This is a genomic window from Mycobacterium sp. 48b (assembly GCF_048282725.1).
Taxonomy (GTDB): Bacteria; Actinomycetota; Actinomycetes; order Mycobacteriales; family Mycobacteriaceae; genus Mycobacterium.
On sequence record NZ_JBLVUL010000001.1, the window covers coordinates 4,108,457 to 4,133,628 of the forward strand.

Sequence of the window (25,172 nt, forward strand, 5' to 3'; positions counted from 1 at the left end):
AGGATAGGCGGCTAGCTCACAGCGGTAGCGCCCACCCATCAGGGTGGGGTACGGCCGGCCCACGGGGCCGCCTGCTCGAGTTGCCCGGCCAGCCTGAGCAGCACCGTTTCGTCGGGTGCCAGCAGTTGCACGCCGATCGGCAGGCCGTGGGAGGTCTGGCCCAGCGGCAGGGAAATCGCAGCCCAGCCGGTCACGTTGGCCAGGGCCGTCCATCCGGTGGTGGCGAACTCGACGTCGAAGAAGGCCCGGGTGGTGCCGCGGGGCTGATTCAGCAGCCCGTACGGCGGCGGTCCGGTCAGCAGGGTCGGCACCAGCAGAACGTCGTGACCTGCCATTTCGCGGACAAAGCGACGGGTCTGGGCGTGGATGTCCGAAATCGCGTTGGCGTACGCCAGTCCCGTCGTGGTGAACCCCTCCCGGATCATCACCCAGGTGCTCGGCTCGAACTCGTCCTCGCGCGGCGCCCGGCCCAGATGCGCCTTCGCCAGGTCGTGAAGCTGCGCGTTGCTGACGGTGTGCAGCACCGCGACGGCGTCGGCGACGGCATCCGGATCGATCGTCGGGGCCCCGGGAGTGAGGTGGTGTCCGAGGCTTTCCAGCAGACGGCCGGTCGCCTCGACCGCAGCCACCACCTCCGGATCGATCCGGTCGGTGGGAAACGGTGACGACGTGGCGATCAGGATGCGCTGTGCGGCCGGGGTCTGCGCGGCCGACTGCAGGAAGGGGACGGCGGGAGCCGCGGCGCTGTAGGGATCGCCGGGTGCGGTGCCTGCGACGATGTCGAGGAGGGCCGCGCTGTCGCGCACCGTGCGGGTGAGTGCGTGGCCGTTCACCAGCCCTTCGAGTCCGTGGCCGCCGTCGGGGGCGAACGAGGACCGTCCGCGACGCGGTTTGAGGCCGACGACGCCGCAGCACGATGCCGGTACCCGGATCGAGCCGGTGCCGTCCCCGCCCGAGGCCGCGGGTACCACGCCGGCTGCCACCGCTGCCGCCGATCCACCGCTGGATCCACCCGGGGTGACGTCGGCCGACCACGGGTTCACCGCGGGTCCGAACAGCAACGGCTCGGTGGTGCAGTGATTGCCCCATTCGGGGGTGTTCGTCTTGCCGAACGCGACCAGGCCGGCATCCAGGTAGCGATTCACCGTCCATGCGGTTTCTGTCGAGACATGGTCGCGCAACGCCCGCGAGCCCATCGCTTCGCGGGTACCGGCGAGCGCGGCACCCAAATCCTTGAGCAGGAACGGGACCCCGGCCAGCGGCCCGGCCTGCTCGTTGCGCAGTACGCCGGACTCGTCGAGTGCCGCGGCTTGTGCGCGCCCCCGGTCGAACAGGTCGGTGATCACGGCGTTCAGGGTGCGCGTCGCCTCGACCCGGATGATCGCAGCCTCGAGTAACTCGACGGCGCTGACCTCACCGGATGCGGCCAGCGCCGCCTGCCCGATGGCATCGGTGCCCGCGAGTTCGAATGCCGACGAGGAATCCATGTCACTCACTCCAAGAGCTCGACGGTGGTGTCCGAGGGTGCGCTGATCCGGGTCAGCTCGAGTGCGATGAGAACCTCGACGGCGGTGATGACCAGACCCGCGAAATACATCCACTTGAGAGTCGGATCGGGTTGCGCGGCAAAGTAAACGATGAGGAAGATCGGCCCGACGATTCCGACCACGAACACCATGACCTGGATGCGCAGGTACCGCCAGAATGTGGACATCGATCTCCCGCCGCACGGCCGATGAGCGGCCAGCTTAGCGCGGTGCGACGACGACCGGCGTGGACAGGATCTCCCGGTACTCGACCATCGGTTCGCGTTTGAGGACCGCACTGCCCGACGTGACGAGCAACTCGGTCGGCGAGACCGCGTAATTGACCTGGTAATTGCGCGCGACGAACCGGCGGCCAGCTGTGGCATCGGCCGATGCCGCCAGCGCTGCCCGGTCGGAGAGCCGGACACCGTGGTACTCGAGCCGGCCGGTGCGGTCCAGGCAGATGACCACCAGCGAGCGTTCGGTTCGGCCGATGGCCCTGGCGGTCTGGGTGTCGCGGCACCGCGCCAGGGAGTCGACGAATCCTGAGCCGTCGGATGCGAACGCCGCGACGGTCGGAGCTGCGGTCCGCTCGGTGAACCTGTGTTGCAGCGGGGTCGGTTTCACCTCATACGTTCTGGCGCCCACCGCATAGACCGAATCCCTGGACGAGAACTTGGAGGCGAGCGTGGAGAGGATGACGAACGCGGTGAGCATGGAACTGACCACGGCCGCGGCCGCCACCCCGATGCCGACGGGCAGCCAGCGTCGTTCCGGTGCCTTCCGGTGTCGTCCACGGCGAGCCGGCTGATACGGCGGATGCGGTGTGGAAACTAGGCAGGTGACCAAGCTTGCTCCCGGGGAACGGCGATGTGATGGGCGTGGCACAGGCGACGGGCCCTGACGCGAGCTCACATTCTGCACGATGAGGTGCGGCGCTGTGGGTAACACCCGGGAATTCGGTGAAACCCGCTTCAGGTGAGGCACGGTCGCGCAGCGGCGATGAAATTAGCTCGGCAACAGCCAGATTCGGACTGACATCCCGGCGCCGAGCCAGTGCGATGCAGGCAGAGGCGATTTGGGCTGCGGGCAGCTCCTGCGGCCGGCAACGCCACTACGGTTCCGCGAGCGCCGAACGCCATTCACGTCACGCCGATTCAAACCGGTAAGCCCCGGGGGGAACCTCGTTAGCGTCGAATCGCCGATATGAGCAGCCACTTTCGAGGGAAGTATGGCGATGTCTACTACTGAACTGTCTTCATCTGAACTGTCTCCTACTGAATTGTCTTCGTCCGGACTGACGATAAGTCCGTTGTCGGGATACACCGGGGCGTTGATCGACGGGGCCGATCTGTCGGCGCCGCTGTCACCCGAACAGGTTTCGGCGATCCGCGCCGCGCTGCACCGGTGGAAGGTGGTGTTCTTCCGCGGGCAGGACCTCGACCACGCATCCCAGATAGCGTTCGGCGCGCAGTTCGGCGAGGTGACGCCCGGCCATCCCTACGAGGGTGACTCTGCGCCAGCCGGATTCCCGCAGATCCACACGGTGTCCCCAGCTGCCTATGACCACCGCTACGGCACCAGATACCGCAGGCGGCAAAGCCCGAACGGTCCCGGCTGGCACGCCGACGTCACCCCGCTGATCAACCCGCCGTCGCATTCGATACTGCGGGCGGAGCAGGTTCCCGGGTACGGCGGTGACACCCAGTTCACCAATGTTGCTGCCGTGTATGCGGGTCTGTCGCCATCGGTGCAGGCCCTCGTCGGCGAGCTGCGGGCCGAGCACCGCTTCGGCGCGACCACGGCGGCCGACCGCAGCACCGAGAAGATCGGCGATCTGGTGCGCGGCAATCCACTGGCGACCATCCACCCGGTGGTCCGCGTACACCCGGAGACTGGGGAGAAGGTGCTCTACGTCAACCCGTCTTTCACGCGCGAGATCGTCAACCTCTCACCCCGGGAGAGCAGGCACCTGCTGGATCTCCTGTTCGAGGAGATCGCGCGCCCCGAGTATTCCGTCCGGTTCAAGTGGGAGCCGGGCAGCGTGGCGTTCTGGGACAACCGGGCTGCGCTGCACCTGGCCCCGCGCGACTTCGAGCATGTCGAGGGTGATCGGGTGCTGCACCGGATCACCCTGGTGGGCGACGTCCCGGTGGGTCCCGATGGTGTTGCGTCGGAGTCGATTTCGGGCGACTACTTCGGGGCCGCCTGAGATGTCCATCCTGTTGTCGCGGTCGGCGGCAGCCCCACCCACCGAAGCGCCGGTCAGGCTGGTCGATCCCCGGGCGGCGGTGCGGCGGGGGCAGCGCAAGCCCGTGGTCCCGCGTCCGGTGCAGCGGCTCCTGGGCCCGGTCCTGCTGGTCGTCCTGTGGCAACTGCTGTCCACCGTCGGCATCTTCGACGAGCGCACGGTGCCGCCGCCGACCCGGGTGCTCGCTGCGGCGTGGACGCTGATCGCCGACGGGACCTTTCAGGACCATCTGACCGCCAGCCTGTTGCGGGTCGGGTACGGGCTCGTGTTCGGTATCGTGCTCGGGCTCGGCCTGGCCCTGATCTCGGGGCTGTCCCGGATCGGGGAGAACTTCGTCGACGCCAATATGGAAGTGCTGCGCGCGGTTCCGAACTTCGCGCTGGTGCCGCTGCTGATCGTGTGGTTCGGCATCAGCGAGGTCCCCAAGATCCTGTTGATCACGCTGGCAGTGGCCGTCGCGATCTACATCAACACCTTCAGCGCGATCCGCAGTGTCGACGCCGCGCTGGTCGAAGCGGCCCGATCCTTCGGTGCGGGCCGCGCCGAGATGATCTACCGGGTGATCATCCCCGGATCGCTGCCCGGGTTTCTGGTCGGCCTGCGGCTGGCGCTGACCGCGTCATGGTTGTCGCTGATCTTCGCCGAGACCATCAACGCCAAGAGGGGCCTCGGCCGGATGATGACCGACGCCCGTGAGTACTTCCAGATCGACATCGTCTTCGTGTTGATCGCTGTCTACGCGATTCTGGGGCTGATCTCGATCCTGATGGTCCGGTTCCTCGAAGGCCGTCTGCTCAGCTGGAGGCGGGCCTATGACGGGGACTGACACGCTGGCGACCGCCGTCGGCACGTCCTCGGTGGTGATCGCCCGCGACATCCGGAAGCGGTTCGGGGACAACGTCATCATCGACGGCCTCGATCTGGAGATCAGAGCAGGCGAGTTCGTCGCCCTGCTGGGCCGGAGCGGTTCCGGCAAGAGCACATTTCTACGCGCACTGGGGGCGCTCGACAGTGAGGTGGACGGCTACCTGCGGGTGCCCGAGCGCCGCGCGATCGTCTTCCAGGATTCCCGGCTGCTGCCGTGGCAGCGGGTGCTCGCCAACGTGACGATCGGGTTGCCCGCCAACGGCGTCGTACAACAACGGGCGTTGTCAGCGCTGGGCGAGGTCAATCTCGCGGACAAGGCGAAGGCGTGGCCGCGCACGTTGTCCGGTGGCGAAGCCCAGCGCGTCGCCCTGGCCCGGGCCCTGGTGCGCGAACCACAGCTGCTGCTGCTCGACGAACCGTTCGGCGCCCTCGACGCCCTCACCAGGATCAAGATGCACGGGCTGCTGATGGACCTGTATCGCAGGCACACCCCGGCGGTCCTGTTGGTGACCCATGACGTCGACGAGGCGATCCTGCTCGCCGACCGCGTGATCGTGCTGACCGACGGTGTCATCTCTCTGGACGTCGACGTCACGGTACCCAAACCCAGGGCCAGGGACACCCACGAATTCGCCACGCTGCGAAAGCGATTGCTGTCCGAACTCGGCGTATCCGAAGACAAGGAATAATCACATGCCATTTGGTGGTCGCGCGTGGCGAGGTTCCGCCGCGCTGTTGCTGATCCCGTTGTTGCTCAGCGCGTGCGGGCTGTCCGACGACGAGGCCGGCGGCGCGATCGACACGGTGAACATCGCCGCCAAGACCGAGGTCCCGCCCGGCACCAAGCTCGTCGTCGCCGAGCAGAACGGCACGCAGTCACTGCCGTGGAATCTGGCCAACGCCGGCCAGGGGACGCCGTATGAGGTCGACTTCGCCGACTTCAGCGGCGGTGCCGCGGTGATCGAGGCACTGCGCTCGGGGGCAGCCGACGTCGGATCGATCGGCGAGGCGCCGGTGCCGATCGCGGTGGACAGTGGTGTCACCGATCTGGTGACCATCGGACTGCAGGCGAACCCGGGCACCAGCGGCGGTTACTACCTGGTCGCACGCCCGGACAGCGGAGTGCGAACGATCGAGGACCTTCGTGGCAAGCGGGTGGCCTACCCGCCGGGATCGGGTCGTCACATGGTCACCGCGGGGCTGCTCAAGCGCCATGGACTGGACCTGAGAACCGATGTCCAGCCCGTGGAACTGGCTGGGGCAGAGGTGGTTCCGACATTCGCCGCCGGTGCTGTCGAGGCCGCCATCGTGCTGGGCAACCAGTACTACCAATTGGGCGAGCCCCCGATCCTCGGCGACGGCAAGGGCATCAACACCGGTATTCAGACGCTGATCGTCCGCCGCGACGTGCTCGACGACCCCGCCAAGGTGGCGGCGATCGGTGACTACGTCGGGCGGGCCGTCGCGGCCAACAACTGGAAGGACACCCACGCCGACGAGTGGATCGACCAGTACTACGTCAAGGTGCAGGGCATCACGTTCGACCAGGGCAAGAAGTTGTACGAAGAGGACGGCATCGCGTCGTACTACCCGATCGATGCCGATTCCACGGCGTTGTTCCAGACCGTGGCCGACGGCCTGCACGAGACCGGGACCATCAAGGGCCGTGTCGACGTCGAGCCGTATGTGGACGGCCGCTACAACGACATCGTCAGCGCGCAGAACGAACTCGACGGCGTCACACCGAAATCGCTGAAATCGTAGCGACTTCCGCCATCCGAAACAGAGGGGAAATCAGATGACTCAATTGGCATCGGCACTGACCATCCGGCCGCAGTCCGGTTGGATCGGCGCGGAGATCCACGGAATCGACCTCACCGCACCGCTACTCACCGAACAGGTGGCCGAAATCCGTGCCGCACTGCTCAAGTGGAAGGTGGTGTTCTTCCGTGACCAGTTCATCGGGCACGACGATCACCTACGGCTGGCGCGGGCCTTCGGCTCCCCGACGCCGGCGCATCCGCTGTTCGACTCGATCCCCGACCCGGACTATCCGACGATCTATCCGATCTTCGCCGACAGGTTCAAGGCGCGATACGGCAGCAGCAGGGGCTACGACAAGGCGAATTGGCATGCCGATGTCACCGCGGCGGTGAATCCGCCTGCCGCGTCGATACTTCGGGCCGAGGTGATCCCGCCGTACGGAGGTGATACCCAGTGGGCGAACACCGTTGCCGCCTATGAGGGATTGTCGGGACCGCTGCAGCGACTGGCCGACGGGCTGCGGGCGGTACACCGGTTCGCGCCGCCGGACGGCACGACGGCCACCGAGGACTATGAGCGCCGGGTGAACCGGCGTCCGCTGCTGACCGAGCATCCGGTGGTGCGGGTGCATCCCGAGACGGGGGAGCGGGCGCTCTACGTCAACCCGGGTTTCACCAGCCACATCGTCGACGTGTCGCCGCACGAGAGTCGCCGGCTCCTGGGTCTGTTCTACGACGAGTTGGTCCGGCCCGAGTACACCGTGCGGTTCAAGTGGGAGCCGGGCAGCATCGCGTTCTGGGACAACCGCTCGACCGTCCATCTCGCGCCGTCGGACCTCACCGGCGAGCACGACCGCCGGTTGTACCGCGTCACGTTGGTCGGGGATGTGCCGCAGGGCCCCGACGGCCGGCCATCGCGGGCTTTGGACGGCGAGCCGTTCGAGGCTGCTTGAGTCGGCGAGCCGTTCGAAGCAGCCTGAGCCGGGGAGCGGCGCGGCCGTCAGGCCGGCACCACGACGGTCAGGTCATCGCCGTCGCGTTCCACGTTCATGCCGGCGCGGCGGGCGACCGCCGCCACCGCGGCGGCGTCGCTGGGTTCGGCCCGGGATCCGGCCAGCGCACGGGCCAGGTGACCCTTGTGGGCCTTGTTGAAGTGGCTCACGACGGTGCGGTGGCCGTCGGCGTGCTCGGCGAGCACCTGCACGCGGACGGCGCCCGGGACACGGCCCAACCCCGCGTACGAGCCGGAGCGAAGATCCACGATCAGCTCACCCGCGGCGATGTCGGCCAGCACCGGCTCCAACAGCGGGCGCCAGCGCTTCGCCAGGCTGGGCTGTCCGGGCAGCTTGGAGGATGCGGACAGCCGGTAGGCGGGCACCTGATCATCGGCGCGCAGGAGGCCGAACAGTGCCGATCCGACGGCCAACCGGCCGCGGGCCCGGGTGGCGACCGTTCCGCGCAGCGATCCGATGTCGAGGGCGTCGTAGAGCACCCCGGTGTATCGCTCGATCGCCGGCATCGTGGGTGCCTGACGCAATACGGCGTTGCGCTCGATCTCGGCGTCCTGGCCGGCGGAGATACCCAGGGCCTTGCGGCACGACGGCGGGTCGGCGGCCAGGTCGACCAGTTCCCCGATCAGTGACTCACGTAGCGGGGTGAGCTGCGGCGAGCTCAGATTGTCCAAACGCACCGGGGGGCCGTCCCCGCCGGTGCGTTTGGTCTCCGACGGTGGCAGCAGCACGATCACATCCAGACGTTATCCGAATGGCCGTGGCCGGCTGACCACCGACAGGTGTGATCTCAGATGGCGATCGGCGCCGGTTCCTCGGGCGCGGGGGGTGCCGGCGGGGGCGGGACGTCGAGCATGATCGGTGCCGGCCCGTCCATCGGGGGCGCAGGCGGCATCGCGTCGGCCGGGGGCGGCGGTGCGAAGGGGTCCATCGGTGCCGGGGCGGCCATGGGATCGGCCGGGGGCGGCGGTGCGAAGGGATCGATCGGTGCCGGGGCGGCCATCGGGTCCATCGGGCCCGGTGGCGGAGGCGGTGCGTCGAACGGCAGGGGCGCGTCGACAGGGGCGTCCTGCGGCGCATCTGCCGCCACCGGCAGGTACATGTGGTGGCTGAACTGGCGCTGGTACGCGCCGCCGCCACCGACCCGCACGCCGTGGCCGCCCTCGCCCGAGGACACCGGGGTGCCGTCCGGCAGGGTCACGGCGGTGTGGCCGCTGTTCCAGCCGATCACCAGGGCACCGGGCTGGGTGCCGTACTTGAAGCCGCGGGCCAGAAGCGCACGCTCCTGGTTGCCCGTGTTGAAGCGGTCCCCGTAGACCGGACGGCCGGTGGCCATGTTGCTGACCCAGGAAGCCAGGCCCGAGCAGTCCGTGCCGGCTGGGGAGTCTCCACCGGAGATGTACGGCGTGCCCGAAACCTGCTGGACAAGCGCCATAAGCGTCGCGATAGCAAACATGCGGCGGGACGCTAGCAGAGCAGATTTTGAGGCGGCAAAATATGTGACTCCGTTCACAACGGGTGCGGCATATGGACTGCTTCACGCATGTTCCGGTTGAGTGTGGTTGCCTGCGCGGGTGATTCGGTTGCCAGCAGTGCGTGTTTGCCAGGGGCTCGGTGCGCATATCGAACAATCACCAATAATGCTGCGGCACTGGACTTGTGCTTCGAAACGACGCACGGATTATCGGCTTGCATTGTGCAAGTGAGAGCCGAATTACATTGATGTGAAGGGTATTTCGAGCCATCCAAATCTGTTCGTCGGTTTCGGCGGTGTCATGCGCATCGACGACCGGTCGCGTGGTGGGGCCGTGAACTGGCCCGCACGGGTGGTGGGAATTCCGGCAACTCCGGCCCGGTTTTGATGATGGCTGGCCGGCCCCGATCGGGCGCGCGGATCCATCGCTCTGGAGCGCGTCCCCGGCATCGGCGACAGTTGACATGCAGCCTATTGGCTGCATGATTGTCTGGGGTGACCGGCCGACTGCACGTGAAGGGAATCGCGAAGGTGGACGACGTCTTCAAAGCGCTCGCGGACCCGAGTCGCCGGCTACTCCTGGACAGCCTCAACGACCGGGACGGACAGAGCCTGCGGGAGCTCTGCAGCCGCCTGTCGATGGCTCGGCAATCGGTCAGCAAGCATCTGGCAGTGCTGGAGGCGGCCAACCTCGTCACCACAGCCCGCCAGGGCCGGGAAAAGCTGCACTACCTCAATGCGGAGCCGATCAATGCCATCGCAGACCGCTGGATCGACCACTACGACGCCACGAGAGTGCAGACCCTCACGGATCTGAAGACGGTATTGGAGGGCCCGGCCACCGCGGCGGAGTTCGTCTACACGACCTATATCCGCACCACGCCGGAACGGCTGTGGCAGGCGATCACCAACCCGGCGTTCTCCAGCATCTACCTGGGCCATGCCATCGAATCCGAATGGCAGAAGGGTTCGAGCTACGTCTGGGTCGAGAACGGGCTCCGGATCGAGGATCCCGAGCAGGCGATCACGGAGTCCGATCCCTATCAGCGGTTGGCCTTTACGTTCCATGCCTTCACGCCCGAACTGCAGCAGATCGCGCCGGACCTCGATGAGCAGGCCATCGCCGACGCCGCGGCCGAACGCCGGTCACGGGTGGCATTCGACATCGAACCCGCAGGGGATCAGGTGAAGCTCACCGTGACCCACGACGGGTTCGACCCGGGCAGCACCGTGCGGGAGATGATCGCGCACGGTTGGCCGCTCAAGTTGTCCAGCCTGAAGTCCGCGCTGGAGCAGGCCGACTAGACCAGCGATTCCTGCGGATCACGCTGAACGGGAGTGGGCCACGGTGCCGGCAGGGGACGCTGGCGCACCCGCTGCGGCCACCAGAACCACTTGCCCATCAGTGCCGCGATGGACGGCGTCATGAAGGACCGGATGACCAGGGTGTCGAACAGCAGGCCCAGGCCGATCGTGGTGCCCACCTGACCGATCACGGCCAGCTCGCTGACCGCCATCGACATCATGGTGAACGCGAACACCAGGCCTGCCGAGGTGACCACCGACCCGGTCCCGCCCATGGCACGGATGATGCCGGTGTTCAGGCCCGCGTGGATCTCTTCTTTGAAACGGGAGACCAGCAGCAGGTTGTAGTCCGCGCCCACGGCCAACAGCACGATGACCGCCATCGCGAGCACCATCCAGTGCAACTCGAGCCCGATCAGGTGCTGCCAGATCAACACCGACAAACCGAACGACGCGCCGAGGGACAGCACCACGGTGCCGACGATCACCGCCGCCGCCACCACGCTGCGCGTGAGGATCAACATGATGATGAAGATCAGGCACAGCGCGGCGATCCCGGCGATCATCAGGTCGTAGTTGGCGCCTTCCTGCATGTCCTTGAAGGTGGCCGCGGTGCCGCCGAGGTAGATCTTGGAACCCTCCAGCGGGGTGCCCTTGATCGCCTCCTTGGCGGCGTTCTTGATGGCATCGATGTGTGAGATCCCCTCGGGGCTCATCGGATCACCCTCGTGGCTGATGATGAACCGCACCGCATGCCCGTCGGGGGACAGGAACATCTTCATGCCGCGCTTGAAGTCCGGGTTCTCGAAGGTCTCCGGCGGCAGATAGAACGAGTCGTCGTTCTTGGAAGCGTCGAACGCCTGGCCCATGGCCGTCTGGTTCTCCATCATCGCTTCCATCTGATCCTGCAGACCGCCCATGGTGGCCTGCATGGTCAGCATCATCGTCTTCATGTTCTTCATGGTCTGGATCATCGGCGGCATGATCGTGACCATCTGTGGCATCAGCTCGTCGAGCCGATCCATGTCCGGCATCAACTTCTGGATGTCGTCGGTCATCGTGTCGATGCCGTCGAGTGCGTCGAAGACCGACCGCATCGACTGGCACACCGGGATGTCGAAGCAGTGCGGTTCCCAGTACAGGTAGTTGCGGATCGGGCGCAGGAAGTCGTCGAAATCGGCGATGTGGTCCCGCATTTCGGCGACATCGACGACCATGCCGTGCATCTTTCCGACCATGCTGTGCGTGGTGTCCGACATTTCCTTGGTCAACGCGAGCATCTTGGTCATCGTGTCGACGGTCTTCTGCATCTCGTCGGCCTGAACCAGCATGTCCTTCATGCGGTCCTGCATGTACTTCATGTTCATCATCTGGGTGGTGCCCTGCATGCTGATCTGGAACGGGATCGAGGTGTGCTCGATCGGCGTTCCCTGCGGGCGCGTGATGGCCTGGACCCGAGAAATGCCGGGCACCTGGAAGATTCGCTTGGCGATGCGGTCGATCACCAGGAAGTCCGCCGAGTTGCGCAGATCGTGGTCGCTCTCGATGAGCAGCAGTTCGGGGTTCATGCGGGCCTGGGAGAAGTGCCGATCCGATGCGGCGTAGCCGGTGTTGGCCGGCAGATCCGCAGGCAGGTACTTGCGGTCGTTGTAGTTGGTCATGTACCCGGGCAGGGTCAGCAGACCGATCAGCGACAGCGCGATGGTGGCGATCAGGATCGGTCCGGGCCAACGCACAACGGCCGCACCGATTTTGCGCCAGCCGCGGGTGCGCATGGCTCGCTTGGGTTCCAGCGTCTTGCCGAACCGGCTCGCCACCGAGATGATCGCCGGCCCCAGCGTCAGGGCGGCGACAACGCCGGTGACCATGCCGATGGCCAGCGGGATGCCCAGGGACTGGAAGTACGGAAGGTTGGTGAAGTGCAGACACAGCGTGGCGCCTGCGATGGTCAGGCCCGAGCCCAGCACGACGTGCGCGGTGCCGTGGAACATCGTGTAGTAGGACTGTTCCCGGTCTTCGCCGACACTTCGGGCCTCTTGATATCGGCCTATCAGGAAGATCGCGTAGTCGGTGGATGCGGCGATGGCCAGTGTCACCAACAGGTTGGTGGCGAAGGTCGAGAGCCCGATGATGTTGTAGTAGCCCAGCGCGGCGACGACACCGCGCGCCGCCGACAGTGACAGCACCACCATGACCAGGGTGAGGATCACCGTGATGATGGAGCGGTAGACCAGCAGCAGCATGATGATGATGACCGTGAAGGTCAGCGCCTCGATGATCTTGACACTGCGGTCACCGGCGATGTGCTGGTCGGCGGCCAAGGCGGCCGGGCCGGTCACATACGCCTTGACGCCCGGCGGCGGGGTGACGCTCTCGACGATCTGCTGGACCGCCTCGACCGATTCGTTGGCCAGCGCCTCGCCCTGGTTACCTGCGGTGTAGACCTGCACATAGGAGGCCTTGCCGTCGGAGCTCTGGGCGCCCGACGCGGTCAGCGGATCGCCCCAGAAGTCCTGGACGTGCTCGATGTGCTTGGTGTCCGCCTCGAGCTTGGCGACGACCTCGTCGTAGAAATCGTGCGCTTTGATGTCCAGCGGCTGGTCGCCCTCGAGGACGACCATCACCGAGCTGTTGGACTTGAACTCCTGGAACACCTCGCCGACGCGCTTCATGGCGATCATCGACGGCGCCTCGTCGGGGCTCATCGACACCGACCGCATCTTGCCCACCTCTTCGAGCTGGGGCACGACGGTGTTCAGGATTCCGATCAGGACGATCCAGCCGAGGATGATCGGCACTGCCAGGCGCCGGATCCACTTGGCGATCCCACCGTGCTGGGCATGCCGCGGGCCGGTGACCGGGAAGGCGTCGGTCGGGGCGTCGTGGGTGCTCATGCAGATTTCACCAGGCAGAAGGTCTGGGCGTTCACGCCGTTGGAGGTTCTCTCGTCCTTGAGTTCGTCATCGACGGTGATGCGGCAGCTGATCGAGCTGCCGTCGCCCTGCGCGACGATGTTGGGGAACACCGACGGCGCGGTGGACTCCAGCCGCAGCGTCCACGGCAGGGAGACCCCGTCGATGCGCTGGGGCTGAGCGTCGAGATCGAGGTAGTTCACGTCGGCGGTCGCGCCGGGCTCGCCGTAGATCTCGTAGACCACGACCTTGGGATCGAACGGCTTGGTGTCATCGACCTTGGCGCTGGAGATGCCCGAGCCGTTGCCTGCGCCGAAGAAGGTGCGGACCCGCATCACCGTGAAGCCGCCGACCAGCACCACCGCGGCGATGATCAACGGAATCCAGAACTTCTTGGCCAGGCCAGAAATCGAAAACTGTTTCCGGCTAGGGCTTTTCGTCGCATTGGTCATCGTGAAATGGCACCGGTCCGTCGGTTGTGGGCGATATGGGCAATAGGGTGGCGGGGCGGGGTCGACCTGCAGGCGGCACGGCAGTCGGTGGGGAAGTACCCGTCCACCATGTTCACCCCCATCACGCCTCGCTGTCTAGCCGAATGGCTAACTAGAGTTAGCGAGATATTAGCCTATTTAAATGAGTGGCAAAACGGTGACACAGCCGTGATTGTGCGCCTGGGCTGCTGCTCGGCCACCCAAGGATGTCCACCATCGTCAATGGGCGCGTAGCCGCAGGTCAAGCTACTTTTACGGGGCCGTCAGGCCGTGGCGTACCGAGGCGCCGGGACGCTGATTGTGATGGAGCTAACGGAATCGGGCTGGGTCCCGCGGCCGTATCGGCCGCCAGACCCAGCCCGGGTGAAAATTTTCGGACTAGTGCCAGTCCCAGACGGACATGTCGCCTGCCGGGTAGTTCTGGCAGATGTCGGTGGTGTTGGCCGCGACGCCCTTGTTGTTGAAGAACAGCTTGGCCCAGTTCGGCCAGCGCCAGGACATGTTCTCGAAGAAGGCGTTGGTCGCCATGTTCTCGGAGTACTGGCGGCGACCGGCGTAGTCCATCGAGAAGAACCAGTGGATCCGGTCCTGGGCGCCCTGCTGATCGGCGACCGGCTTGTTGTTGTAGTCGATCATGTAGCGCTCGTAGTACACCGGCTCGACGTCGCGGGCGGCGGCCATGATCTGCTCGGCGGTGCAGGGGGTGCGCAGGATCCGGTTGGGGATCGGGTAGTCGTCGGTGGCGTCGGCGCTTGCGATGCCGGCCCCGGCCAGCGCGCCGGCGACGGCGCAGGCGGCCACACCGGTGCGGATCAGGTTATTGACACTCTTGCGGTTCAACATCTCGCTCCCAAAACTCTCCAGATCGGCGTCGGAAATCAGACTACGGCCGCGTGGCGGCCTGTTCGTAGATAAAGCGCTGATCGGGGCAGTAGTAATTGATGGCGGTACCAAGGAACTGCCACGACTGAGCGTCGGAGCTGTCCTTGGCCAGTTGCTTTTTCACGAAACCGACCGAGTCCTGAGCATTGTGGTCGACGCCGTTGTGCAATCGCTTGCACATGATTTTTCCGATCCAAGCGTTGTAATCGCGCTGCCCGTAGATGCCAAAAGTGTGCAGCTCATTGGCGAAATCGGTGTCGGGATCGGCATGTGCGGGAGCGGCGAAGGCGATAGCCGCTGCGGCACCAATTACTGCCAGGCCTGCAAGCTTCATGCGGTGAATCTTAGCTCACCTAAGCCTGTTCCGGGTGTGCGGTTTGCTCAACCAATTGCAGACAACATCGGCACATATTGTTCAGCAATCGTCAGCGAGCCGTGTTGGCCGATCAACGCTGACTCCATGGGCTCGACGTTCCGTCGCAGCAACGCCGCCGCGCCGCGGGCCGCCGCGACGACATCCCCGATGCGGGATCGGACGTCGTCGCGTACTCGCGGCCCGAACCAGCCGGCGGCGATTGCCTCGTCCTGAGACATCACCCATGCGGAATCGCCCAAGGTGCTGCGCCATGCCGCGAGGACGTCATCTGCCGCCCCGGGCGCGGCATAGACGTGACGCGCGCGGGCCTCGCCACCGACGGCGCTCACCCCGTCGCGCAGCGGTTCGCACTCGTCGATGTCGATCACGGCGGCCGGGTCGACGGTGACCATCCCGTGGTCGGCCACCACGGCCAGCAGGCACTCTGACGGCAGGGCCTCCAACACCGACTCCACCAGGCGGTCGACCTGCCGCAGCTGCATGCGCCACGCGGGCGACCCGGGGCCGTGCAGGTGGCCCACCAGATCGAGGTCGGCGTGATACCCGTAGCAGAATCCGTTGCCGGCGACCGCTGCGGCGACCCCGGCGGCGAGGTCGCCGAGGGCGTGGACCCCGACGTAGCGTCCTCCGCGCAGGATCGCCCTGGTCAGGCCGGAGCCGGCGTGCTCGGCCGCCGAGACGACCGAGACCTCGAACCCGGCCGCCCCGGCGCGCTCGAAGGTGGTGGGCAGGGGTTGAACCACCTCGGGCACCACGCGGTCGCGCAGGTCAGGACCCCACGGATGCGGGCGCCACCGCAACGCGTTGATCACGTCGAATTCCGGACCGGCCTCGGGCACACGGAACGAGTAACCGACGAAACCGTGCTCACCCGAGCGGCACCCGGTGCCGATCGCGGCCAGGCCCGCCGCCGTGGTGGAAGGAAACCCGACCTGCAGGGTCCGGTTCGCCGACTGGTCGGCCAAAGCCGTCAGGACCGGCGCGTCGGCGGCATGGGTGGCGAGCAGTTCGGCGCCCAGCCCGTCGATCAACAGAACGCATGCGCCCCGGACCGGGCCGGGCCACGGGATCCGTGCCTCGAATCCGGGTGCCCCCATCGCCGCAAGGACCGAGGGAACGACGTCGGCAAGGTGGGGGGTTTCGGGATCGGGACGCGGCTCCACATCGCGAGCGTGCCACAGATCACGTCGGCGGGTTCCGGCAACGCAGACCTCCCCGCAAGTGCGCCCGACCACTCCGCCGTACCCGGTACGCTGGGTTTTCATGAAGCCGATGAAAGCCGTGATCTTCGCTGCCGCTCTGGCGGTATCCGCAGGTGGGGCGTTCAGTGGCATCGCCGGTGCCGATCCGGACGCACCCGCGCCGGTGCCCGCGCCAGGTCCCCCTCCGGGACCCGTGGACCCGGCACCCGCTGCTCCGGCAGCCGAGGCTCCGGCTCCGGCTCCTGCCGCTGCGGCAGGCAAGGCCATCGACCACGACGGCCTTTTCATGGTCGGTACCGACATCCAACCCGGGAATTACGCTTCGGCCGGGCCGGTCGAGGGCGGCACCTGCTACTGGAAGCGGATGGCCGATCTGCACGGTGGCGACATCATCGACAACGCCTTCTCGAAGAAGCCACAGGTCATCACGATCGAGGCCACCGACAAGGCGTTCAAGACGAGCGGGTGCCAGCCGTGGCAGCCGACCGACGCCGTACCGGACACGCCGGCCAACGGCCCGATCCCGGCGCTGGTCGGCCAGGCCAAACTGCGGGCGTGGATGGATTCGCTCAACAACAACGCGCGCAATTACGACGGTTCGTCGGTGCCGATGCCCTGACGGCTCGGCGCACGGTGATCAGCCGGGCGGGATCAGGGGCGGCCGGCAGGCGTTTCCGACCGGGTCCCACCACCAGCCGTTGTCGCACATCGGCGGCGGCGGCACCACCGGCGGGCGACAGCTGTTGGCGACCGGATCCCACCACGCACCGTTCTCGCACGCCAGCGGTACGACCGGCGGCCGGCACACACTCGCCACCGGATCCCACCATTCTCCGGCGCCGCAGTCGGCCGCGCTGACGGCCGGCGTGGCCACCGTGACCACCGCCATCAGGCCCAGTGGCGCCAGTACGGTTCCGATGCCTGCCGCGCAGCGGCCGATGATGCTGGTCATCTCAAACCTCCCCGGGAGATCGGCTGACCCGAGCCTATCCGGCCACTCAGCCGACTGCCAGGAATCGGACACGCCGCGTCATCGGTGACCACGGTGTATTCGACCTCGCCGCCGTAATCGGCAATTGCTTTGCTGCACAAGGTCACCCGAGACCGCCTCGACTCTCACCGAAGCGTCGTCCAGGAACCGCACACCGCGCGGGCAGCGCGCTGCGCAAGGGCACGCTGCTAGTCTGCGAGAGCTGCCGGTTGCGACGATCGCGGTCCGATCCGCCCGGCCAGCCGCGGCGATGACATGACAAAACAGCGAAGTGACGAATCGGCTGAGTGGATACGGAAAAGGGTGTTGTGCGCGGCGCAGAGATCAAGGCCCTGACGGGACTGCGCATCGTTGCAGCGGTGTGGGTGGTCCTGTTCCACTTCCGTCCCCTGCTCTACCAGGTAGCACCCGAGGTCACCGAGGCGCTGGCCCCCGTACTCGACCGGGGCGCCCAGGGTGTCGATCTGTTCTTCATCCTCAGCGGATTCGTCCTGACCTGGAACTACATCGACCGGATGGGGCCCACGTGGTCCACCCGGGCCACGTTGCACTTCCTGTGGCTGCGATTGTCGCGGGTGTGGCCGGTGTACCTCGTCACGCTGCACCTGGCCGCGCTGTGGCTGATCTTCACCCTCAACGTCGGGCATATCCCACCCGAGGACACCAGCGGCTACAACGCCGTCAGCTACGTGCGCCAGCTGTTCCTGGTCCAGCTGTGGTTCCAGCCCTACTTCGACGGTTCGAGCTGGGACGGGCCTGCCTGGTCGATCAGCGCCGAATGGCTGGCCTACCTGCTGTTCGGGGCGCTGATCATGGTCGTCTTCCGGATCGCGCGAGCCACCCGGGCCCGGAGCCTGGTCCTGCTGGCCATCGCCGCCGCGGTGCCGCCGGTGGTACTCCTGATGGCCACCGGCCACTTCTACACACCGTGGAGTTGGCTGCCGCGGATCGTCATGCAGTTCACCGCGGGTGCACTGGCGTGCGCTGCGGTGCGCAAACTCCACCTGACGGAGCGGACCCAGAAGCGGGCGGGCTACCTGGCGATAGTGTTGGGCGTCGTCATCGTCGGCGGACTGTATTTCTTCGACAAGCATCCGATGAACACCGTCGGCGACGCCGGCGGCATGGTGGACATCCTGTTCGTCCCGCAGGTGGTCGCCCTGGCGGTCGGCGTCGGCAGCCTGCCTGCATTGCTGTCCACCCGGCTGCTGGTCTACGGCGGACAGATCTCGTTCGGCCTGTACATGGTGCACGAGTTGGTCCATACCGCTTGGATCTGGACCACCAGGCAGTTCGAGCTGACGCTGACGCCCACGCTCTCGGGTAAGGCGACACTCCTCGGCCTGTTCGCGATCGCGCTGGTCGGCGCCATCGCGCTCTATCACCTCGTCGAGGAGCCCGCCAGGCGGTGGATGCGCAGGATGGTCGACATCCGGCCCGTCGAGCCGGCCAACACCAAGCTGCACCGGATCGACACCGAGACCCCGGACCGATCCGACGAGGTCCCAGCACGCGCGGGCTGAGCGTTGTAACCATCCAAACCCGCTGTGCGACAGGTTGTTATGCCCTTGTTATCGCGGTGTCATCGACCGCCTATCTACCGCCCAGCTTCACATCATAGGCTGTTCCGGTATTTCGGTCCGGGACGAACTGAGTCTCGCTGGGAGTGGAGGTTGCAGTGAGTCGTCTGACCACTTTCATCGTCTCGCTCGCCCTCGTCGTGGGGCTGTTCGTGCATGCCCCTGAGCGGCGCTATGTCACCTCGGGCCTGGATCCCCAGATCAACCACATCGCGGTGATCGGGGACTCCTACACGACGGGCATGCTCGCCGAGGGCGGTATGGGGCCGAGGAACTGGGCTCCGCTGGCCTGGCAGGATTTGGCCCAACGCGGCGTCCAGGTGGATGCCGATGTGGTTGCCGAGGGTGGCGCCGGCTACGAGGCCCGCGGCAACCACGGCAGCATCTTCGCCGATCTGACCGACCGGGCGGTGCAACCAGACGACGCGTTGATCGTCTTCTTCGGCTCGCGCAACGACAAGGACGCCGATCTGGGTGACGTCACCCGGTTGAGCCACGATGCCCTCACCAAGGCCCGGCGATCCGCGCCTACCGCGCGGATGCTGGTGATCGGACCGCCGTGGGTGAATGCCGACGTGCCGCCGAACCTGCTGGGCGTTCGCGACATCCTGCGGGACCAGGCTCGGCAGGTGGGTGCGACGTTCGTCGATCCGATCGCCGAGCGGTGGTTCTTCGACCGCCCTGAGTTGATCGGCGCCGACGGCATCCATCCCACCGATGCCGGTCACGCCTACATGGCCGACAAGATCGCGCCGCTGATCGGCAAGGAGCTTCCGCGCTGGGTCTGACGGCGCACTCAGCCGCTGGACGTGCTGCGGAAGCGGTCACGGTAGGCCTTCGGTGACACCCCGAGATGGCTGACGAACACCCGCCGTAGGGTTTCGGGGCTCCCGAACCCGGCCAGGCGGGCGGTTTCGGCAACGTGGCGTCCCGCGTCGAGGGCCGCCCGTGCGGCATCGATCCGCACCGTTTCGACGTAGCGCGCGGGCGTGGTGCCCAGCTCGGCCTGAAACAGCCGGGTCAACTGCCGGGTGCTCAACGAGGCCAGTGCCGCAAGGCTTTTCACGCTGTGGTCGGCAGTCGGGTCGGCCGCGACGGCGTCGGTGACGCGACGCAACGCCGATTCTGCCGGCGCGTCCGACTCGACCAGCGTGGAGAACTGCGACTGGCCGCCGGCACGCTTGAGGTACACGACCAGTGAGCGTGCGACATCGCGTACCAGGTCGGCTCCGCAGTCCGACTCCACCAGCGCCAGTGCCAGGTCGATGCCCGCGGACACCCCCGCCGAGGTGTAGACGTCGCCGTCCCGGACGAAGATCGCATCGGGCTCGACGGAGATCGTGGGATACGCACGCGCCAATAGCCGTGCGTGTCGCCAGTGCGTGGTGGCCCGGCGGCCGTCGAGCAGGCCGGCCTCGGCCAGGATGAAGGACCCGGTGCAGATCGACGCGAGCCGGCGGGTTCTGGCGGGCAGGTCTCGCAGCGCTGCCACCAGTGCGGGATCGATCGGCCGGCCCACCAGATCGTCGCCGCCGGAGACCAATACCGTGTCCGCGCCGTCGATCTCTTCGATGCGACCGGTCACGGCGAACCTGGTGCCGATCGAGGTGGTGACATCGGCTCCGTCGACCGAGGCGATCCGCAGGCGGTAGTCGGCGCCGAACCGGTTGGCCTCGGCGAAAACCTCGGCGGGTCCGGCGGCATCCAGCAGTTTCATCCCGTCGAAGACCACAATCACGACCTCACGTGGCCACGCAGCCTGTCCCATTTCTCCATTGTGTCGTTTTCTGTGGGAAAGGTGGCGCATCGGACATGGGCATTGCGCCCGGCCGCGTCGCAGACTGGTTGCACAGCGACAAGGAGGTTCACATGTCATCCACCACAGGTGCAACCCTCACAGTGGTCCAGCCCGGGGCAGGCGATACCGCCGAAATCCCCGGCTTCGGTGCGGTTTTCAAATTGACCGGCCGCACCACCGGCGGTTTGGTGTCGATTGTCGAACATCCCTTCGCGGTGGGCATGATCACCGCCGCCCACCGGCACACCAACGAGGATGAGCACTCGATCGTGTTGTCCGGTGAGATCGGGTTCCGCTCCGACGACAGTGAGGTCGTTCTGGGGCCGGGCGGTTACATCACGAAGCCGCGCGGGCAGATGCATGCCATGTGGAACGCGGGCACGACACCGGGCCGCATCGTCGAAGTGATCACGCCGGGCAACGGTTTCGAGAATTACTTCCGCGAACTCGGGGAGCTGTTGGCCTCCGCCGGTGAACCCGGGCCAGACAGTCCGCCCCTGCACACCACCGCCGAATTCATCGAGCTCTCCGACAAGTACGGCCTGACCTACGGGGTGCCGGAGTGGTTCGACGACATTGTTGCCCGCTATCACCTGAACCCACCCACCCATTGAGCCGAGTTCGAAGGAGACACATCATGACGACCTCACTGACCGACGACATCGCCGGGATCGCGCTGCCCGACACCGCGCTGGTGCGGGAGACCACCGAGTACATCCGCGACGTCGAGGATGACCTGCTGTTTCACCACTCCCGCCGGGTGTTTTACTTCGGTGCGCTGCAGGGCTTGCGTCGGGGGCTGAAGCCCGATCTGGAATTGCTGTACGTGGGTGCGATGTTCCACGACGTCGGGCTGACCGAGCGGTATCGCACCACCTCACAGTTGCGTTTCGAGGTCGACGGTGCCGACGCCGCGCGGGACTTTCTGTTGCAGCGCGGGGTCGACGAGGCCGCCGCGCGCAAGGTCTGGCTGGGAATCGCGCTGCACACCACTCCGGGTATCCCCGAGTTCCTCGATCCCGAGATCGCGCTGGTGACCGCCGGCGTCGAAACCGATGTGCTCGGAATCGGCCGCGACAACCTGACGCCGCAGGATCTGACCGCCGTCACCACGGCGCATCCGCGGCCGGACTTCAAGAACCGGATCCTGCGGGCGTTCACCGACGGCGTGCGGCAGCGGCCCGGGTCGACTTTCGGCACCGTCAACGCCGATGTGCTCGCACACTTCGACGACTCGTTCGTGCGGGATGACTTCGTCGAGGTGATCCGGAACAACAACTGGTCGGAATAGCCTGCCCGGCAGGGGAATTCCTCGGGTCAGCTCGCTCCGGTGCGGCGTTCGGCGAGCTCCCGCAGAGGTTCGGGGAGGGCAGCCGCCCGCAGGATCGCGGGCAGATGCTGCGGCTCGAGGGTCAGGGCACGGAACACGAATCCGACAGTGACGTCGTGGTCGGGTCGATCGGTCACCACGATCTCATCGCCGGCAGACACCGACCCGGGTGTCACCAGCCGCAGATAGGCGCCCGGAACCGCCGCTCTGGTAAAGGTTTTGACCCATCCGTTGATCTCCAGCCAGTTTGCGAATGTCCGGCAGGGGATCCGTGGTCGGGACACCTCGAGCTCGAGTCCGTCGGACCCGACCCGCCACCGCTCACCGATGACGGCGTTGGTGACGTCGACACCCGCGGTGGTGAGGTTCTCGCCGAACACACCATTGGCGATCTCCCGGTCCAGTTCGGTCTGCCAGCCGTCGAGGTCCTCACGCGCGTAGGCATACACCGCCTGGTCGTCTCCGCCGTGGAACTGTTGGTCGCCGATCGTGTCGCCGATGAGTCCGCTACCGAGCCCACCGTGCATCGGCCCCGGAGCACGCACCGCGACCGCACCGTCGACCGGGCGCTTGTCGATGCCGGTGACGGCACGTCCCTCGGCGGTGTTGGGTCGTGGATGGGCGACGTTGACCGTCAGTACCTGCGCCATGACGCCCAGCGTAATGGCTTAGAAAAGCGGTGTCGCAACGCCATTCGGCGCGGCCGGAGGCGGCGGAGCCGGCAAGCACAACCCGGTTGCGGTATCGAGCTGCCTGCCCGGCACACAGAACGGTGAGCATCCGTTGGTGACGCCCGTTTCTCCGGGCGGGCACGCAGAACTCGGAGCCGGCGTCATGATCGTGGCCACGGCCATCGACCCGGCCGACAGCACCGCGGCCGACATCACGGTGAACACTCCGCGCCACATTGCGCTCGTCATTGGCTGTCTCCTCATGAGCGGCACCCGACCTTTGGGCGCAGTCTAGGCCGCGCACCGGGGACGCACCGGCAGTTGCCCGTTGTCGGCCCGTGGCCGGGTCGGTCAGCTAGCGTCACGTGGTTGTGCAGACCCTGATCGACTTCGAGCGTGCGCCCGTCTTCGCCATTCCGACCATCGAGCCGGTCGGTGGGCTCACCGTTCGCGAGGGGATGCTCCTCGAGGGGCCGCAGGGGTGGGGCGAGTTCAGCCCGCTGCCGGACGACCGCGCGCTGGTCCGCTGGCTCACCGCGGCGACCGAGCCGGGAACCGTCGGCTGGCCCGATCCGGTTCGCGGGCGCGTGCCCATCGCGGTCAGCGTTCCCACCGTCGACGCTTCCCGCGCGCACCGGATCGCCGCGGAGTCGGGCTGCCGGACTGCGGCGGTCGAGGTCGGTGCCGGGGGACTGGCGCAGGACGTCGAGCGGGTGCAGGCAGTGCGCGACGCGCTCGGCGCGGACGGCCTCATCAGGTGCGACGCGAAAGGACGGTGGGACCCCGACGCCGCGGTCACCGCGATCACCACCCTCGACCGCGCGGCCGGCGGCCTGGAGTTCGTCGCGCAACCGTGCCGGACGCTCCATGAGCTGGCCCAGGTCAGACGTCGGGTCGAGGTTCCCATCGCGGCCGGCGAATCGATCCGCGACGCCGCCGATCCGATGAGCCTGCGGCTCGGAGAGGCGGCTGACATCGCTGTGCTGGCCAGCGGGCCGCTGGGTGGTGCCCGGCGTGCGTTGCGGGTGGCCGAGTCGTGCGGATTGCCCTGTGTGGTCGGCTCGACCATGGAGACGACGATCGGTCTGGCGGCCGGACTCGCGCTGGCCGGGGCGCTACCCCGGTTGGAGTTCGCGTGTGAGCTGGGAACCAGGGGATTCCTCGCCGGTGACCTGGTCGCGGATTCGCGTTCGCTGGTCCCGGTCGATGGCTACCTTCCCGTGGCACCGATGCCCCCGGCCCCCCAGCGCGACCGACTCGAGCGGTATGCGGTCACCGACCCGGGGCGACTGACCTGGTGGCGTGAGCGCCTCCAGAGCGCATTATCTGCGTCTTGAACTGCCCTGATGTGATTTCGGGCGGCCCGCAGGGGCCCGTCCTCAGAAAGCCTCCGCCGATCAGATTCAAGTAGCGCACTACGCATGTGTGCGACGGGCCGGCACCTCGAGAATCGACTGGGCCAGCTACCGCTGGCCGGAAGATCCAACGGAGGATGCCATGTCGTTGTTCGCCAAGCTGTCGGAACTGCGGGCCGTGAGGACCCAGGACTCCGGTGGGACCGACGAGCTCAGTATCAGCAGAGCTGATGGATTCCAGTTCAAGGCTGTGTCGATGTGCCAGGGGGATGTGGTGGATCTGGACCGGCTGTTGCCGTTCGACGGCCAGCTGGAGATCGTGTTGAGGGAGGTGGACGTGCATACCGACGAGATGCAGGATGTGGGCTCGATCTTCATCCGGTCGGACGAGTTGGGGCAGGGAGAGCTCACCCGGCAGTTCAGCGGCAGGCGCGCGCTGTACGACCTCACCTACAAAGTCATCTGAGACCTCAGTCCTGCACAGCCTTGGCGATCGCCACGCAGGTGGTCAGCCAGTCCGCGTCGGGTTCGGGCGTCCCGGTCAGCTCCCACATCGCGTTGTGCAGCATCCGGACGATCACCCAGGCCCTGGTCCGGTCGGCATCCAGGCCGGCAGCGTCGACCACGGCCGCCAACCGCTGCCGGACCCCGTCACGGACATATCCGGACAGCTCATCCCATCGGTTCCACAGCATCGGTGCGACCTCGTAGTGCGGGTCGCCGTTCATCGGTTTGGGATCGATCACCAGCCACGGCTCGCGGTCGGCGGCGAGGACATTCTCGTAATGCAGGTCGCCGTGGATCAGCGTGCCGCTGACGGCCGGATCGGTGGTCAGATCCCTGCCGAGGGTGATCGCCTGCTCCACCAGCCGGCGCGGAACCGGGGCGTTGCGGGGGAGTCGGGTCAGGTCGGCGGTCCACCGCTCGGTGCATTCGGCAAGCGACCGCAGCTGCGGGAGTGCCGGCACATGAATTCGGCCGTACAGCTCGGCGACGATCTCACACGCCTGGATGTCCCAGAGCTCGTTGAGGTTTCGCTGCTGCAGCCGTTCCAGCAACATCATCCGGCGGTGCGGGTCGGCGCGCAGCAACCTGACCGCACCCCCGCCCGCCCACCGGCGCAGCGCGAGGTGTTCGTGTTCGGACTCGTCGTCGGGGAAGGCAGCCTTGAGGACTGCGGGCACGCCCTCGCCGGTACGCACCGGCAGCACGATCGAGCAATAGCCGTGAAGGGAAGCCCCGTCGGCGTGCAGATCCCATTCGTCGAACTGGTCCCTGATCAGGCGTGGCAGGCCGTCGACCCACGATTGCCACTGCGGTCCCCGCGTGCCCATCGCGCGCACGGACTCGGGCAGATCGATCATCGCGATCCATCGTCGCACCCCGGG

General features: G+C 66.8%; 28 protein-coding genes. 13 read left to right on the forward strand and 15 right to left on the reverse strand.

What is annotated here, in order from left to right; genetic code table 11:
* Positions 1-38 precede the first annotated feature (38 nt).
* From ACNQR1_RS20235 to ACNQR1_RS20245, 3 genes are read right to left on the reverse strand one after another with little or no spacing between them, the layout of a single operon-like run.
* Positions 39-1,487 carry an amidase gene (locus ACNQR1_RS20235; RefSeq protein WP_418047622.1) on the reverse strand — a complete coding sequence of 483 codons (1,449 nt, stop codon included), beginning with the start codon at positions 1,485-1,487 and terminating at the stop codon, positions 39-41.
* A 5-nt stretch (positions 1,488-1,492) separates the two neighbouring features.
* A complete protein-coding gene (locus ACNQR1_RS20240) occupies positions 1,493-1,714 on the reverse strand; it encodes a hypothetical protein (protein ID WP_418047623.1) in 222 nt (73 codons plus the stop codon).
* A gap of 34 nt (positions 1,715-1,748) precedes the next feature.
* Entirely contained in the window at positions 1,749-2,375 is a 627-nt protein-coding gene (locus ACNQR1_RS20245; RefSeq protein WP_418047624.1) for a hypothetical protein, read from the reverse strand.
* A 463-nt stretch (positions 2,376-2,838) separates the two neighbouring features.
* Between ACNQR1_RS20245 and ACNQR1_RS20250 the strand changes: the two genes are divergently transcribed.
* Genes ACNQR1_RS20250 through ACNQR1_RS20270 form a run of 5 tightly spaced genes read left to right on the forward strand, consistent with a single transcriptional unit; the run spans position 2,839 to position 7,360 of the window.
* A complete protein-coding gene (locus ACNQR1_RS20250) occupies positions 2,839-3,738 on the forward strand; it encodes a TauD/TfdA dioxygenase family protein (RefSeq protein ID WP_418047625.1) in 900 nt (299 codons plus the stop codon).
* Position 3,739: 1 nt separating this feature from the next.
* On the forward strand, positions 3,740-4,603 hold the full coding sequence (locus ACNQR1_RS20255; protein ID WP_418047626.1) for an ABC transporter permease: 864 nt from the start codon (positions 3,740-3,742) through the stop codon (positions 4,601-4,603).
* Positions 4,590-5,333: an ABC transporter ATP-binding protein gene (locus tag ACNQR1_RS20260; protein WP_418047627.1), complete on the forward strand. Its 744-nt coding sequence runs from the start codon at positions 4,590-4,592 to the stop codon at positions 5,331-5,333. The genes ACNQR1_RS20255 and ACNQR1_RS20260 overlap by 14 nt, the downstream gene beginning before the upstream one ends.
* A 4-nt stretch (positions 5,334-5,337) precedes the next feature.
* Positions 5,338-6,408, forward strand: coding sequence for a PhnD/SsuA/transferrin family substrate-binding protein (locus ACNQR1_RS20265; RefSeq protein WP_418047628.1), 1,071 nt, complete (start codon positions 5,338-5,340; stop codon positions 6,406-6,408).
* A gap of 34 nt (positions 6,409-6,442) precedes the next feature.
* A complete protein-coding gene (locus tag ACNQR1_RS20270; protein ID WP_418047629.1) occupies positions 6,443-7,360 on the forward strand; it encodes a TauD/TfdA dioxygenase family protein in 918 nt (305 codons plus the stop codon).
* A 47-nt stretch (positions 7,361-7,407) separates the two neighbouring features.
* Here ACNQR1_RS20270 and yaaA read toward each other — a convergent pair whose 3' ends face one another.
* Positions 7,408-8,154, reverse strand: coding sequence for a peroxide stress protein YaaA (yaaA, locus tag ACNQR1_RS20275; protein WP_418047630.1), 747 nt, complete (start codon positions 8,152-8,154; stop codon positions 7,408-7,410).
* A gap of 53 nt (positions 8,155-8,207) precedes the next feature.
* Entirely contained in the window at positions 8,208-8,873 is a 666-nt protein-coding gene (locus ACNQR1_RS20280) for a peptidoglycan endopeptidase (protein WP_418047631.1), read from the reverse strand.
* 549 nt (positions 8,874-9,422) lie between these two features.
* Between ACNQR1_RS20280 and ACNQR1_RS20285 the strand changes: the two genes are divergently transcribed.
* Positions 9,423-10,196, forward strand: a complete 774-nt coding sequence (locus ACNQR1_RS20285) for an ArsR/SmtB family transcription factor (protein ID WP_418050428.1) — start codon at positions 9,423-9,425, stop codon at positions 10,194-10,196.
* Here the strand turns inward: ACNQR1_RS20285 and ACNQR1_RS20290 are convergent.
* From ACNQR1_RS20290 to ACNQR1_RS20310, 5 genes are all read right to left on the reverse strand, one after another.
* Positions 10,193-13,090 carry an RND family transporter gene (locus ACNQR1_RS20290; protein ID WP_418047632.1) on the reverse strand — a complete coding sequence of 966 codons (2,898 nt, stop codon included), beginning with the start codon at positions 13,088-13,090 and terminating at the stop codon, positions 10,193-10,195. The genes ACNQR1_RS20285 and ACNQR1_RS20290 overlap by 4 nt on opposite strands.
* Entirely contained in the window at positions 13,087-13,560 is a 474-nt protein-coding gene (locus tag ACNQR1_RS20295; RefSeq protein ID WP_418047633.1) for an MmpS family protein, read from the reverse strand. Before ACNQR1_RS20295 ends, ACNQR1_RS20290 begins: the two co-directional genes overlap by 4 nt.
* 417 nt (positions 13,561-13,977) lie before the next feature.
* Positions 13,978-14,442, reverse strand: a complete 465-nt coding sequence (locus tag ACNQR1_RS20300; RefSeq protein ID WP_418047634.1) for a DUF5078 domain-containing protein — start codon at positions 14,440-14,442, stop codon at positions 13,978-13,980.
* Between the two features lie 40 nt (positions 14,443-14,482).
* Complete coding sequence (locus ACNQR1_RS20305; RefSeq protein ID WP_044518684.1) at positions 14,483-14,815, reverse strand: DUF732 domain-containing protein; 333 nt, start codon at positions 14,813-14,815, stop codon at positions 14,483-14,485.
* A gap of 47 nt (positions 14,816-14,862) precedes the next feature.
* Positions 14,863-16,122: an alkaline phosphatase family protein gene (locus ACNQR1_RS20310; protein ID WP_418047635.1), complete on the reverse strand. Its 1,260-nt coding sequence runs from the start codon at positions 16,120-16,122 to the stop codon at positions 14,863-14,865.
* On the opposite strand from ACNQR1_RS20310, the gene ACNQR1_RS20315 reads away from it, so the two are divergent.
* Positions 16,121-16,678: a hypothetical protein gene (locus tag ACNQR1_RS20315; RefSeq protein WP_418047636.1), complete on the forward strand. Its 558-nt coding sequence runs from the start codon at positions 16,121-16,123 to the stop codon at positions 16,676-16,678. The genes ACNQR1_RS20310 and ACNQR1_RS20315 overlap by 2 nt on opposite strands.
* Positions 16,679-16,696: 18 nt before the next feature.
* Here ACNQR1_RS20315 and ACNQR1_RS20320 read toward each other — a convergent pair whose 3' ends face one another.
* Positions 16,697-16,948 carry a hypothetical protein gene (locus ACNQR1_RS20320; RefSeq protein WP_418050429.1) on the reverse strand — a complete coding sequence of 84 codons (252 nt, stop codon included), beginning with the start codon at positions 16,946-16,948 and terminating at the stop codon, positions 16,697-16,699.
* 410 nt (positions 16,949-17,358) lie between these two features.
* Between ACNQR1_RS20320 and ACNQR1_RS20325 the strand changes: the two genes are divergently transcribed.
* Both ACNQR1_RS20325 and ACNQR1_RS20330 read left to right on the forward strand, forming a co-directional pair.
* Positions 17,359-18,573 carry an acyltransferase family protein gene (locus ACNQR1_RS20325; protein WP_418050430.1) on the forward strand — a complete coding sequence of 405 codons (1,215 nt, stop codon included), beginning with the start codon at positions 17,359-17,361 and terminating at the stop codon, positions 18,571-18,573.
* 155 nt (positions 18,574-18,728) lie between these two features.
* A complete protein-coding gene (locus tag ACNQR1_RS20330) occupies positions 18,729-19,418 on the forward strand; it encodes an Rv0518 family GDSL lipase (protein ID WP_418047637.1) in 690 nt (229 codons plus the stop codon).
* A gap of 8 nt (positions 19,419-19,426) precedes the next feature.
* On the opposite strand, the gene ACNQR1_RS20335 is transcribed toward ACNQR1_RS20330, so the two are convergent.
* Positions 19,427-20,398, reverse strand: coding sequence for a GlxA family transcriptional regulator (locus ACNQR1_RS20335; protein WP_418047638.1), 972 nt, complete (start codon positions 20,396-20,398; stop codon positions 19,427-19,429).
* A gap of 101 nt (positions 20,399-20,499) precedes the next feature.
* On the opposite strand from ACNQR1_RS20335, the gene ACNQR1_RS20340 reads away from it, so the two are divergent.
* Both ACNQR1_RS20340 and ACNQR1_RS20345 read left to right on the forward strand, forming a co-directional pair.
* A complete protein-coding gene (locus ACNQR1_RS20340; protein WP_418047639.1) occupies positions 20,500-21,042 on the forward strand; it encodes a cupin domain-containing protein in 543 nt (180 codons plus the stop codon).
* Positions 21,043-21,065: 23 nt separating this feature from the next.
* A complete protein-coding gene (locus ACNQR1_RS20345) occupies positions 21,066-21,719 on the forward strand; it encodes an HD domain-containing protein (RefSeq protein ID WP_418047640.1) in 654 nt (217 codons plus the stop codon).
* Positions 21,720-21,745: 26 nt separating this feature from the next.
* On the opposite strand, the gene ACNQR1_RS20350 is transcribed toward ACNQR1_RS20345, so the two are convergent.
* Together ACNQR1_RS20350 and ACNQR1_RS20355 are read right to left on the reverse strand one after the other, a co-directional pair.
* Positions 21,746-22,408: an MOSC domain-containing protein gene (locus ACNQR1_RS20350; RefSeq protein WP_418047641.1), complete on the reverse strand. Its 663-nt coding sequence runs from the start codon at positions 22,406-22,408 to the stop codon at positions 21,746-21,748.
* Between the two features lie 18 nt (positions 22,409-22,426).
* A complete protein-coding gene (locus ACNQR1_RS20355) occupies positions 22,427-22,678 on the reverse strand; it encodes a hypothetical protein (RefSeq protein WP_418047642.1) in 252 nt (83 codons plus the stop codon).
* A gap of 122 nt (positions 22,679-22,800) precedes the next feature.
* On the opposite strand from ACNQR1_RS20355, the gene ACNQR1_RS20360 reads away from it, so the two are divergent.
* Positions 22,801-23,766 carry an o-succinylbenzoate synthase gene (locus tag ACNQR1_RS20360; protein ID WP_418050431.1) on the forward strand — a complete coding sequence of 322 codons (966 nt, stop codon included), beginning with the start codon at positions 22,801-22,803 and terminating at the stop codon, positions 23,764-23,766.
* 160 nt (positions 23,767-23,926) lie between these two features.
* Positions 23,927-24,250 (forward strand): hypothetical protein, encoded by a 324-nt coding sequence (locus tag ACNQR1_RS20365; protein WP_418047643.1) that lies wholly within the window; start codon positions 23,927-23,929, stop codon positions 24,248-24,250.
* Between the two features lie 4 nt (positions 24,251-24,254).
* Here ACNQR1_RS20365 and ACNQR1_RS20370 read toward each other — a convergent pair whose 3' ends face one another.
* Positions 24,255-25,148: an aminoglycoside phosphotransferase family protein gene (locus ACNQR1_RS20370; protein ID WP_418047644.1), complete on the reverse strand. Its 894-nt coding sequence runs from the start codon at positions 25,146-25,148 to the stop codon at positions 24,255-24,257.
* Between the last annotated feature and the right edge of the window lie 24 nt (positions 25,149-25,172).

Coding starts and splice junctions, on each gene's coding strand:
- ACNQR1_RS20235 (WP_418047622.1), bottom strand. CDS start 1,487: ATGGATTCCTCGTCGGCATTCGAACTCGCGGGCACCGATGCCATCGGG.
- ACNQR1_RS20240 (WP_418047623.1), bottom strand. CDS start 1,714: ATGTCCACATTCTGGCGGTACCTGCGCATCCAGGTCATGGTGTTCGTG.
- ACNQR1_RS20255 (WP_418047626.1), top strand. CDS start 3,740: ATGTCCATCCTGTTGTCGCGGTCGGCGGCAGCCCCACCCACCGAAGCG.
- ACNQR1_RS20260 (WP_418047627.1), top strand. CDS start 4,590: ATGACGGGGACTGACACGCTGGCGACCGCCGTCGGCACGTCCTCGGTG.
- ACNQR1_RS20265 (WP_418047628.1), top strand. CDS start 5,338: ATGCCATTTGGTGGTCGCGCGTGGCGAGGTTCCGCCGCGCTGTTGCTG.
- ACNQR1_RS20270 (WP_418047629.1), top strand. CDS start 6,443: ATGACTCAATTGGCATCGGCACTGACCATCCGGCCGCAGTCCGGTTGG.
- ACNQR1_RS20280 (WP_418047631.1), bottom strand. CDS start 8,873: ATGTTTGCTATCGCGACGCTTATGGCGCTTGTCCAGCAGGTTTCGGGC.
- ACNQR1_RS20290 (WP_418047632.1), bottom strand. CDS start 13,090: ATGAGCACCCACGACGCCCCGACCGACGCCTTCCCGGTCACCGGCCCG.
- ACNQR1_RS20295 (WP_418047633.1), bottom strand. CDS start 13,560: ATGACCAATGCGACGAAAAGCCCTAGCCGGAAACAGTTTTCGATTTCT.
- ACNQR1_RS20300 (WP_418047634.1), bottom strand. CDS start 14,442: ATGTTGAACCGCAAGAGTGTCAATAACCTGATCCGCACCGGTGTGGCC.
- ACNQR1_RS20305 (WP_044518684.1), bottom strand. CDS start 14,815: ATGAAGCTTGCAGGCCTGGCAGTAATTGGTGCCGCAGCGGCTATCGCC.
- ACNQR1_RS20315 (WP_418047636.1), top strand. CDS start 16,121: ATGAAGCCGATGAAAGCCGTGATCTTCGCTGCCGCTCTGGCGGTATCC.
- ACNQR1_RS20310 (WP_418047635.1), bottom strand. CDS start 16,122: ATGAAAACCCAGCGTACCGGGTACGGCGGAGTGGTCGGGCGCACTTGC.
- ACNQR1_RS20320 (WP_418050429.1), bottom strand. CDS start 16,948: ATGGCGGTGGTCACGGTGGCCACGCCGGCCGTCAGCGCGGCCGACTGC.
- ACNQR1_RS20335 (WP_418047638.1), bottom strand. CDS start 20,398: ATGGGACAGGCTGCGTGGCCACGTGAGGTCGTGATTGTGGTCTTCGAC.
- ACNQR1_RS20340 (WP_418047639.1), top strand. CDS start 20,500: ATGTCATCCACCACAGGTGCAACCCTCACAGTGGTCCAGCCCGGGGCA.
- ACNQR1_RS20345 (WP_418047640.1), top strand. CDS start 21,066: ATGACGACCTCACTGACCGACGACATCGCCGGGATCGCGCTGCCCGAC.
- ACNQR1_RS20350 (WP_418047641.1), bottom strand. CDS start 22,408: ATGGCGCAGGTACTGACGGTCAACGTCGCCCATCCACGACCCAACACC.
- ACNQR1_RS20355 (WP_418047642.1), bottom strand. CDS start 22,678: ATGACGAGCGCAATGTGGCGCGGAGTGTTCACCGTGATGTCGGCCGCG.
- ACNQR1_RS20365 (WP_418047643.1), top strand. CDS start 23,927: ATGTCGTTGTTCGCCAAGCTGTCGGAACTGCGGGCCGTGAGGACCCAG.
- ACNQR1_RS20370 (WP_418047644.1), bottom strand. CDS start 25,148: ATGATCGATCTGCCCGAGTCCGTGCGCGCGATGGGCACGCGGGGACCG.